Below are 8,599 nucleotides of genomic sequence, written 5' to 3'. Positions count from 1 at the left end.
CGGCATCCCGGCGATCCTGATCACCGCCGACCGCAGCCCGGCGGTTCGCGCCGCCGCGCGCGAGGAAAACATCGCCGTCCTCAACAAGCCGGTCAAACCGGCGTCGCTGCGCGCGCTGCTCGGACAGTGGCGGACGCAGCAGATGGTGGCGGCGGAGTAGCTGCGAAGGCGCGCGATCAAAGTCAATCAGAACCGTCCAGGTTAGCTCCGTCATCCTGAGGTGCGAGCGGAGCGAGCCTCGAAGGATGCACGGCCCCGCTGGTGGCCGTCGCCCCTTCGAGGCGCGCGCAAGAGCGCGCTCCTCAGGGTGACGGAACGAAAGACGCGGCGATGGCCGTCAGCTCGACGGCGTGCCCTGGCGCCACTGGCCGCCGGCGATCTTGGCGGCGGCGATCACGGCCTGGGTGCGGCTTTCGACGCCGAGCTTCTGCAGGATGGCGGAGACGTGGGCCTTGATGGTCGCCTCGGAGACGCCAAGCTCGTAGGCGATCTGCTTGTTGAGCAGCCCCTCGGACAGCATCATCAGCACCCGCACCTGCTGCGGGGTCAGCGTCACCAGACGGTCGCGCAGCCGGGTCATGTCGGGATCGCCGGCCGCCGACAGATCGGTGTCCGGCGGAACCCAGACGTCGCCCTCCATCACCTTCATGATGGCATCCCGCAACGTCTCGACGCCGAAACGCTTGGGGATGAAACCGGAGGCGCCGAAGTCGAGCGAGCGGCGGATGGTTCCGGCATCGTCACTGGCGGAGACGATGACCACCGGGATCGCCGGATATTGCGCGCGCAGATAGATCAGTCCGGAAAAGCCGCTGATCCCCGGCATGCTCAGGTCGAGCAGGATCAGGTCGACATCGGAGTCCCGTTCCAGGAGCGCGGTCAGATCCCCGAACGATCCGGCCTCGCTGATCGTGGCCGAACTCACGACGCTGGACACCGCCTGGCGCAACGCATCGCGGAACAGCGGATGGTCGTCGGCGATGACAAGATGAGTATTGGCAGCAGCAGTCATCTCAGTCCCACAAGCGGGTTTTGGCAAACCCGCGCCGTTCGGTTGTCGCCCGCGCGGCAGTATCACGCAAGGGCTCGATAATACCAGATGCCAACGCAGTTAACCCGCCGAGCTTGTGCGCCGCAATAGACGCACGCAGGGTCGTTCCATCCAACTCTTGGCTCTGAAGATAAGTTCAAGCGTGCAAAAGCCAAAAGTCTTATTGGGACGGGTTTCACTGCGATGTTACCCTCAAATTAAGCCTAGGGCCCATTCGGGTCTAACCCGCCAGCCGGGGGCGAGCATGGCAGCAATAATTCGGGGGGAGCAATCCAGATGTCCACTATGACTGCAACTTCGGCGCGGCCCGCCGGCATGACGAAGGATGAGCGTTTCGTCATCCTGGCGTCGTCGCTGGGCACCGTCTTCGAGTGGTACGACTTCTATCTCTACGGTTCACTGGCCGGCATCATCGGCGCGCAGTTCTTCTCCGACTATCCGCCTGCCACCCGGGACATCTTCGCGCTGCTGGCCTTCGCTGCGGGCTTCCTGGTGCGCCCATTCGGCGCGATCGTGTTCGGCCGGGTCGGCGATATCGTCGGCCGCAAATACACCTTCCTCGTCACCATCCTGATCATGGGTCTGTCGACCTTCATCGTCGGCTTGTTGCCCAGCGCCAAGACCATCGGGATCGCGGCGCCGATCATCCTGATCTCGCTCCGCCTGTTGCAGGGCCTCGCGCTCGGCGGCGAATATGGCGGTGCCGCGACCTACGTCGCCGAGCACGCGCCGCAGGGCAAGCGGGGCTACTACACCTCGTTCATCCAGACCACGGCAACGCTCGGACTGTTCCTGTCGCTGCTGGTGATCCTGTTCACGCGAAGCTTCACCGGTGAAAAGGACTTCGCGGATTGGGGCTGGCGTATTCCGTTCCTGGTGTCCGTGCTGCTGCTCGGCATCTCGGTCTGGATCCGCCTGCGGCTGAACGAATCGCCGGTGTTCCAGCGCATGAAGGAGGAAGGCAAGACCTCCAAGGCGCCGCTGACCGAAGCCTTCGGGACCTGGAGCAACGCCAAGATCGTGATCCTCGCTCTGCTCGGCCTGACCATGGGCCAGGCGGTGATCTGGTACACGGGCCAGTTCTATGCGCTGTTCTTCCTGCAATCGATCCTGAAGGTCGACGGCTACACCGCCAACCTGCTGATCGCCTGGTCGCTGCTGCTCGGGACCGGCTTCTTCCTGGTCTTCGGCGCACTGTCGGACAAGATCGGCCGCAAGCCGATCATCCTCGCGGGCTGCCTGATCGGCGCACTCACCTTGTTCCCGATCTTCAAGATGATCACGACCAACGCCAACCCGGCGCTGGAAAAGGCCTATGAGACGGTCAAGGTGCAGGTCGTTGCGGATCCCGCCGGTTGCGGCGACCTGTTCAACCCGGTCGGCACCCGCGTCTTTACGGCGCCTTGCGACACCGCCCGCGCCTTCCTCGCCCAGTCGTCGGTGAAATACTCCACCATTCCTGGCCCGGCCGGCTCGCCGGTGAAGATCACGGTCAACGACAAGGAGCTGCCGTACACGGACGCCAAGACGTCGAACCCCGCGATCCTCGCAGCGGTGCAGGCGGCGGGCTATCCGAAGCCGGGTGACGCCGGCATCGTGAAGATGTCGAATCCGTTCGACGTCTTCCGTCCGCAGGTGGCTGCGATCATCGGACTGCTGTTCATCCTGGTGATCTACGTCACCATGGTCTACGGCCCGATCGCCGCCATGCTGGTCGAACTGTTCCCGACCCGCATCCGCTACACCTCGATGTCGCTGCCCTACCATATCGGCAACGGCTGGTTCGGCGGCCTGCTCCCGGCCACCGCGTTCGCGATCACCGCCTCGACCGGCGATATCTACTCCGGTCTCTGGTATCCGGTGATCTTCGCGGCAATCACCGTCGTGGTCGGCGCGCTGTTCATTCCGGAAACCAAGGACGTCGACATCACCAAGACCTGACCGGTCGACGCTTCAATCAAAATGCATCGGCCGCGGAGCGATCCGCGGCCGGTGTCGTTTTGGAAGCTAGATCGAACGCGTCACCGCGTGGCGCCGATGAATTGCAGCACGATTTCGCGCCGGTGCGGACGAGCGCGATGCTCGATCAGATAGATGCCCTGCCAGGTGCCGAGCGCCATCTCCCCATCGAGCACGGGGACCTGCAGCGAGGTCGCCGTCAGCATGGTCTTGATATGCGCCGGCATGTCGTCGGGACCTTCGGTGTCGTGACGCCAGCCGCCGTCTTCGGGCGCGGCGCGATCAAGCGCCGTCATCAAATCGACCAGCACCGTCGGATCGGCATTCTCCTGGATCGTCAACGAGGCCGAGGTGTGACGGATGAACAGCGTGACCGCGCCCTCGCCGGCGCGCACCTCGCGCAGGAATTTTGCGACCTCGCGCGTGACGTCGGTGAAGCCCGCGCCCTGGGTTTCGACCGTCAGGCGCGACGAGACGATGCTGGTCGCCGCGACGGAGGACGGCGCCGAGCGCGATACTTGCTTCGATAGACTCATCTTCCCTCTAGACCGTCGTCCCGGCGAAGGTCGGGACGACATTGTGCAGCCGCCTCAAATCTTGCCGCCATTGACGTCGCGCTGCACGCGGTTGGCCATCTCGATCAGCCGCCGCCAGGCTCGCTCGACGAACGACATCATGCGGTCCATGTCGCGGTCGCTCGGCAGCGGGATCTCGATCTTGCGCTCGCCCTCGGCGACCTTCGGCTCAGGCTTCTTCAGCTGATCCGATTTCGGCAACGCCTCATCGGTCTTGGCCGACGGGGCGCGTGCGGCGAGCTCGCCCTTCAGCTTTTCATTGTCGGTTTGCAGGCGCCCGATCTCGGCATCCAGCGCCGCCCGCTCGTCGGGCACCATGTAACAGGCCCAGCCGGCGCTCGAATTGGTGCAGGTCGACACCGCGCCGGTGCGCGTATCGAGCCGCAGAAAACCGTCGCCGGCCGGAGACAATGCGTAGCGGCCGTTCTCGGTGTCGGGCGCAGCTTGCGCGGTTGCAGCGCCGCTTGAGATCAGAACGGCAGCAACTGCGATCGACAATTTCGACAGGGACATCGCGATGGGCATGGCTTGCTCCGCCTCAACTTTGCTTCCAGCCCCTAGACCACAGAGCTATAGGGCTTGCGGCCTGACTTCAACGCGTCCTCGAGCAATTCGATCCGGTCCTGGCCCCAGAAGACCTCGCCATCGAGCACGTATCCGGGCGAGCCGAACACGTCGGCGTCCAATGCATCCTGGCGATTCTGCTCATAGGCCGCGCTGATCGCATCCGAGCCTGAGCGCTCCACCAGCTGCCGGCCCGGCAGACCGGCATCATCGGCAAGCTTCACCAGCGTCGCGGGATCGGCAAGGTTGAGCTCAAGCTCCCACACCGCGGGATAGGCGCGCTGCAAAAACGGCTCGGGATCGAGCCCCGCCTCGAGCGCCGCGATCACCACGCCATCGGCGAGGCGACCGTTGAACGGCCAGTTGGCCGGCTGCAGATGAAAATTCAGCCCGCGCTTGTCGCGCCAGCGCTGCAACTCGATCAACCGGTAGCGCTGCCGCACCGGATGGCGCTTGGTGAGCGGCAATCCACCAGTCTCCGAGAACAGATCGACCAGCAGCACGGGCCGGTAATTTACCTTGAGATCGTAAGCGCTTACGAGCCGGACGAAGGGCTTGTGGCCGATATAGGCCCAAGGTGATTGCAGCGAGAAGTAGTAGTCGATCTGGCGCGGCATGCGGAACCTTGACTGTATGAGAGGATGGACTTTCGGTGATCCCAGCAGAGCCGGAAAAGCCACGCAACATCGCTCAATGCCACGCAAGCTGTTGCACTGCGAACACTGCGTCACTCTGACCTTGAATATCTCCAAATAAAACCAGCAGAATCAAAGCAATAACTGGTTACGACGCAATCTTGACTTGATTAGACGCGGTAAGTATGGTCCGCGCGGCTTTTGACGGGGACGGGCGCAATTTCCATCATCCGCGGCATCGGTTAGTGTTTGCAGCATGGCTGAGAACACCAACCACGGCGCAGATGGAAGTCGCGATCAATCGCCTCCTGACGAAGCTGCGCTTTCCGCAAGGCTCGGAAGTCTCGATCATCGGTTGTCAGAAATTCGCGACAGCCGCAGGAGCAAGACTGATCAATCCGGTAATGAAAGCGGGGACAGTGCGGCCAGAGCTTCGGCGATGGCGCTCGGTTTTCGTCTTTCCTCGGAGCTGATCGCGGGCGTTGCCGTCGGAGCGGCGATTGGCTGGGGGTTCGACCGTTTGCTGTCGACGTCGCCATTCGGCTTCATCGTGTTAACGCTGCTCGGCTTCGTCGCCGGCGTGGTCAACGTGGTGAGGTCCGCGGGCGTGGCCTCGGGCAAGCGCTGAGCGCTGGCGGGAAGTCACGACATTTGAAATTCGATTACCGGCACGATGGCCGGTGGACCAAGAGCCGCGCGGATGAAAATCGACCCGATCCACCAATTCAATATCGAGCCCCTCTTCACGCTGGGCCACATCGGCAATCACACGATCGCCTTCACCAATTCGTCGCTCTTCATGTTCATCGCGGTGCTCTTGATTGCGCTGCTGATGCTGGCGAGCGGCCGGGATCTGGTCCCCGGACGGCTGCAGTCGGTCGCCGAACTCTCCTACGAATTCATCGCCAGCACGATTCGCGGCAACGCCGGCGCGGAAGGCATGAAGTTCTTCCCGCTGATCTTCTCGCTCTTCATGTTCATCTGCGTCTCGAACCTGGTCGGCGTCGTCCCCTACACCTTCACGATCGCGACCCATCTGATCGTCACCGCAGCCCTTGCGCTGTTGGTGTTCTTCACCGTCCTGATCTACGGCCTCTACAAGAACGGCCTGAAATTCTTCAAGATCTTCGTCCCCTCCGGCGTTCCGATCTACATCCTGCCGCTGGTCATGTTCATCGAGATCCTGTCGTTCTTCCTCCGGCCGGTCTCGCACAGCGTTCGTCTGTTCGCCAACATGCTGGCCGGCCATATCGCGCTGAAGGTGTTCGCGGGCTTCGTGGCGATGCTCGGCTTCTCGCTGGGCGCGCTCGGCTGGGTCGGCGGCGTGCTGCCGCTCGCGCTTACGGTCGCGCTGTACGCGCTCGAACTGCTGGTCGCGTTCCTGCAGGCCTACGTGTTCGCGATCCTGACCTGCATCTACCTCAACGACGCCATTCATCCGGGACACTAAGCGGTCCGGGGAATCTCCACCCACCAATCTGTCTATCTTTCTCAAGGAGCTACAAATGGAACCGGCAGCAGCAAAACTTATCGGCGCGGGCATCGCGTGCATCGGCATGGGCGGCGCGGGCGTCGGCGTGGGCATCATCTTCGGCAACTACCTCGCCGCTGCGGTGCGTAACCCTTCGGCCGCTCAGGGCCAGTTCGGCAACCTGATCTTCGGCTTCGCCGTGACCGAAGCGCTCGGCATCTTCTCGCTGCTGATCGCGCTGCTCCTGCTGTTCGTTCCGCTCTGAGCGGCACCCCGGTTCCGCTTTGGCGGCAACCCGGTTCCGCTCTCGCGGTAACCACTTCGCGCCGCCCGAGGATCGTTCCAAGGGCGGCGCGCATGACAGCAACAGGAGAACACCATGGCTGAGAGTCATGGCGAGGCAAAAGGCCAGAAAGCCGGCGCCCACACCGAGGCAGAAGGCGGACATCACGGCGGAGCCTTTCCGCCGTTCGATTCGTCCAACTACGCCTCGCAGCTGGTGTCGCTGGCGATTGCATTTGTCGCGCTCTATCTGATCGTGTCGCGTATCGCTCTGCCGCGTGTCGGCGGGACGATCGATGCACGCCAGAACAAGATCGAGGGCGATCTGGCCGAGGCGCAGAAGCTGAAGGACGAGTCCGACGCGGCGCTGAAGGCCTATGAAACCGAGCTGGCGAATGCGCGCTCCAACGCGCAGGCGATCGGCAACGAGACCCGCGAGAAGCTGAACGCGGCCTCGGAAGCCGAGCGCAAGGCCCTGGAAGACAAGCTGGCGGCCAAGCTCGCCGACGCCGAGAAGCAGATCGCAACGACCCGGACCAACGCCATGAGCAACGTCCGCGGCATCGCGGCGGATGCGGCCGGCGCCATCGTCCAGCAACTTGCCGGCGTCACGCCGGACGCGAATGCGGTCAACAGCGCCGTCGACGCTTCGCTGAAGGGATAGACGATGTTTTACGAACCGGAAACCTGGGTTGCGATCGCCTTCGTCGTTCTGATGGTCGTGTTCGGTTACCTCGGCGTCCACCGCACCCTGCTGACGGCGCTCGACCACCGTGCCGAGCGCATCAAGGCCGAGCTCGAGGACGCCCGCCGTCTGAAGGACGAGGCCAACAAGCTGCTCGGCGAGTACAAGGCACGCCGCGCCAGCGCGGAGCGCGAGGCTCAGGAGATCATCTCCGGCGCCAAGGCCGAAGCCGAACGGATCGCGGCCGAAGCCAAGACCAAGATGGAAGATTTTGTCGCCCGGCGGACCAAGACCGCCGAGAGCAAGATCGCCCAGGCCGAAGCCCAGGCCGTGGCCGATGTGCGCGCCGCCGCGGCCAACGCCGCCGTGACCGCCGCCTCGACCATCCTGTCGCAGTCGGTCAAGGGCTCGGTTGCCGACGACCTCGTCGGCAAGGGCATCGCCGAAGTCCGCTCCAAGCTGAACTGACGCGATCTCAACTCCTTCCAGAAAAGGCCGGCGCGAGCTGATCGCGCCGGCCTTTTTATATGTCCAAATCCGTTCGCGTGATGCGGCTGGTTTTGCTTTGACGCGTATTCTTCACGCAAACCGGTAACCTGCTTCGCTCGAAAACGCTCCAGCCCTACTTCTTCTTGTGGGGGGCGGCGCGCGGCTTGGGCTCCGGCTTCAGGGCCTGCGGGTCGAAGCCGATATAGAAGATGTAGCTGTCGTTGTCGGCGGCCGATGGCGCCGGATAGACCAAATCCTCGGCGACCAGGCTGAACGGCACGCTGCCGCTCTCATCCATCTGCACGGTCGTCGTGTAGGCCTTGGTCGCGATCGTCTTCTCGCCAACGCCGCCCTGCACCACGGCGACGCGGAGCGGCACCTGGATCGACGGCGGCGCGCCCTGGGGACCGACGATGATCCGCCCCTGGATCCCGATCTTGGCGGTGATCATGCCGCTGTTCAGGTTGCATTGCCGCGCGGTGCGGGTGATCGAGGCCAGGAACTTGACGTCATTGCCGACCGCTTCCTTGCCGGTCGCGGCCACGGAATAGGTGGAGGCGCCGGAGCGGATCTGCACCGGCGGACAGGTCAGCTCGGCATCGGCATCGTTGAGCTGCTGCGGCGCCGCGGGTGTCGCCGGCTTCGCCGAGTCGGACGAGCCCCCGCCGAACAGGCTCTTGAAGCGGTCGCTGAGCGACTGCGCCGAAGCCGCCGACGGCATCAGGGCGGCCCCGAGCCCGATCGACACCGCCGCTGCGAGCGCGAACCTGATCACCCTGTCACCCATGCGATATCCCTAAACTCTCCAAATCCGGGTTCCCCGTTTCGCGGGCGTTATAGCAAGCCAATGGCGGCGAACCCAAGGCATCTTGAGAAGGCATGGAACGC

Annotated in this window: 11 protein-coding genes; 6 read left to right on the top strand and 5 right to left on the bottom strand. The window is 63.7% G+C overall.

Features of this window, described 5'->3' with window-relative positions; translation table 11 throughout:
• Positions 1–337: 337 nt before the first annotated feature.
• On the bottom strand, positions 338–1,012 hold the full coding sequence (locus tag H8A92_RS17390; protein WP_229196910.1) for a response regulator: 675 nt from the start codon (positions 1,010–1,012) through the stop codon (positions 338–340).
• A gap of 315 nt (positions 1,013–1,327) precedes the next feature.
• Here H8A92_RS17390 and H8A92_RS17385 point away from each other — a divergent pair, with 315 nt between their 5' ends.
• The gene (locus tag H8A92_RS17385) at positions 1,328–2,992 is read left to right on the top strand and encodes an MFS transporter (protein ID WP_229196909.1); all 1,665 of its coding nucleotides are present in this window, start codon (positions 1,328–1,330) and stop codon (positions 2,990–2,992) included.
• 80 nt (positions 2,993–3,072) lie between these two features.
• Here the strand turns inward: H8A92_RS17385 and H8A92_RS17380 are convergent, their stop codons facing one another.
• From H8A92_RS17380 to H8A92_RS17370, 3 genes are read right to left on the bottom strand one after another with little or no spacing between them, the layout of a single operon-like run.
• Positions 3,073–3,546, bottom strand: coding sequence for a secondary thiamine-phosphate synthase enzyme YjbQ (locus tag H8A92_RS17380; protein WP_229196908.1), 474 nt, complete (start codon positions 3,544–3,546; stop codon positions 3,073–3,075).
• Positions 3,547–3,600: 54 nt separating this feature from the next.
• Positions 3,601–4,110, bottom strand: a complete 510-nt coding sequence (locus tag H8A92_RS17375) for a hypothetical protein (protein WP_229196907.1) — start codon at positions 4,108–4,110, stop codon at positions 3,601–3,603.
• A gap of 32 nt (positions 4,111–4,142) precedes the next feature.
• Complete coding sequence (locus tag H8A92_RS17370; protein ID WP_229196906.1) at positions 4,143–4,766, bottom strand: 2-hydroxychromene-2-carboxylate isomerase; 624 nt, start codon at positions 4,764–4,766, stop codon at positions 4,143–4,145.
• A 274-nt stretch (positions 4,767–5,040) separates the two neighbouring features.
• Between H8A92_RS17370 and H8A92_RS17365 the strand changes: the two genes are divergently transcribed.
• The 5 genes from H8A92_RS17365 (at position 5,041) to H8A92_RS17345 (ending at position 7,690) form a co-directional block, all read left to right on the top strand.
• Positions 5,041–5,412 carry an AtpZ/AtpI family protein gene (locus tag H8A92_RS17365; RefSeq protein WP_163153092.1) on the top strand — a complete coding sequence of 124 codons (372 nt, stop codon included), beginning with the start codon at positions 5,041–5,043 and terminating at the stop codon, positions 5,410–5,412.
• A 72-nt stretch (positions 5,413–5,484) separates the two neighbouring features.
• Positions 5,485–6,234: a F0F1 ATP synthase subunit A gene (locus H8A92_RS17360; RefSeq protein WP_163153093.1), complete on the top strand. Its 750-nt coding sequence runs from the start codon at positions 5,485–5,487 to the stop codon at positions 6,232–6,234.
• 55 nt (positions 6,235–6,289) lie between these two features.
• On the top strand, positions 6,290–6,520 hold the full coding sequence (locus H8A92_RS17355; RefSeq protein WP_016847054.1) for a F0F1 ATP synthase subunit C: 231 nt from the start codon (positions 6,290–6,292) through the stop codon (positions 6,518–6,520).
• A 114-nt stretch (positions 6,521–6,634) separates the two neighbouring features.
• Entirely contained in the window at positions 6,635–7,201 is a 567-nt protein-coding gene (locus H8A92_RS17350) for a F0F1 ATP synthase subunit B (protein WP_229182363.1), read from the top strand.
• A 3-nt stretch (positions 7,202–7,204) separates the two neighbouring features.
• Positions 7,205–7,690 carry a F0F1 ATP synthase subunit B family protein gene (locus H8A92_RS17345; protein ID WP_229182362.1) on the top strand — a complete coding sequence of 162 codons (486 nt, stop codon included), beginning with the start codon at positions 7,205–7,207 and terminating at the stop codon, positions 7,688–7,690.
• 154 nt (positions 7,691–7,844) lie between these two features.
• Here H8A92_RS17345 and H8A92_RS17340 read toward each other — a convergent pair whose 3' ends face one another.
• Positions 7,845–8,498, bottom strand: a complete 654-nt coding sequence (locus tag H8A92_RS17340; protein ID WP_229196905.1) for a hypothetical protein — start codon at positions 8,496–8,498, stop codon at positions 7,845–7,847.
• Between the last annotated feature and the right edge of the window lie 101 nt (positions 8,499–8,599).

This window comes from Bradyrhizobium acaciae (assembly GCF_020889785.1).
GTDB classification, from domain to species: Bacteria; Pseudomonadota; Alphaproteobacteria; order Rhizobiales; family Xanthobacteraceae; genus Bradyrhizobium; species Bradyrhizobium acaciae.
Note: the sequence above shows the minus strand (reverse complement) of the source record. Positions and strands in the feature narration are given on the sequence as shown.

Excerpts from the sequence above, each read along its gene's own strand:
- H8A92_RS17340 (WP_229196905.1), bottom strand. The coding sequence starts at position 8,498 with ATGGGTGACAGGGTGATCAGGTTCGCGCTCGCAGCGGCGGTGTCGATC.
- H8A92_RS17385 (WP_229196909.1), top strand. The coding sequence starts at position 1,328 with ATGTCCACTATGACTGCAACTTCGGCGCGGCCCGCCGGCATGACGAAG.
- H8A92_RS17360 (WP_163153093.1), top strand. The coding sequence starts at position 5,485 with ATGAAAATCGACCCGATCCACCAATTCAATATCGAGCCCCTCTTCACG.
- H8A92_RS17350 (WP_229182363.1), top strand. The coding sequence starts at position 6,635 with ATGGCTGAGAGTCATGGCGAGGCAAAAGGCCAGAAAGCCGGCGCCCAC.
- H8A92_RS17355 (WP_016847054.1), top strand. The coding sequence starts at position 6,290 with ATGGAACCGGCAGCAGCAAAACTTATCGGCGCGGGCATCGCGTGCATC.
- H8A92_RS17345 (WP_229182362.1), top strand. The coding sequence starts at position 7,205 with ATGTTTTACGAACCGGAAACCTGGGTTGCGATCGCCTTCGTCGTTCTG.
- H8A92_RS17380 (WP_229196908.1), bottom strand. The coding sequence starts at position 3,546 with ATGAGTCTATCGAAGCAAGTATCGCGCTCGGCGCCGTCCTCCGTCGCG.
- H8A92_RS17375 (WP_229196907.1), bottom strand. The coding sequence starts at position 4,110 with ATGCCCATCGCGATGTCCCTGTCGAAATTGTCGATCGCAGTTGCTGCC.
- H8A92_RS17365 (WP_163153092.1), top strand. The coding sequence starts at position 5,041 with ATGGCTGAGAACACCAACCACGGCGCAGATGGAAGTCGCGATCAATCG.
- H8A92_RS17370 (WP_229196906.1), bottom strand. The coding sequence starts at position 4,766 with ATGCCGCGCCAGATCGACTACTACTTCTCGCTGCAATCACCTTGGGCC.
- H8A92_RS17390 (WP_229196910.1), bottom strand. The coding sequence starts at position 1,012 with ATGACTGCTGCTGCCAATACTCATCTTGTCATCGCCGACGACCATCCG.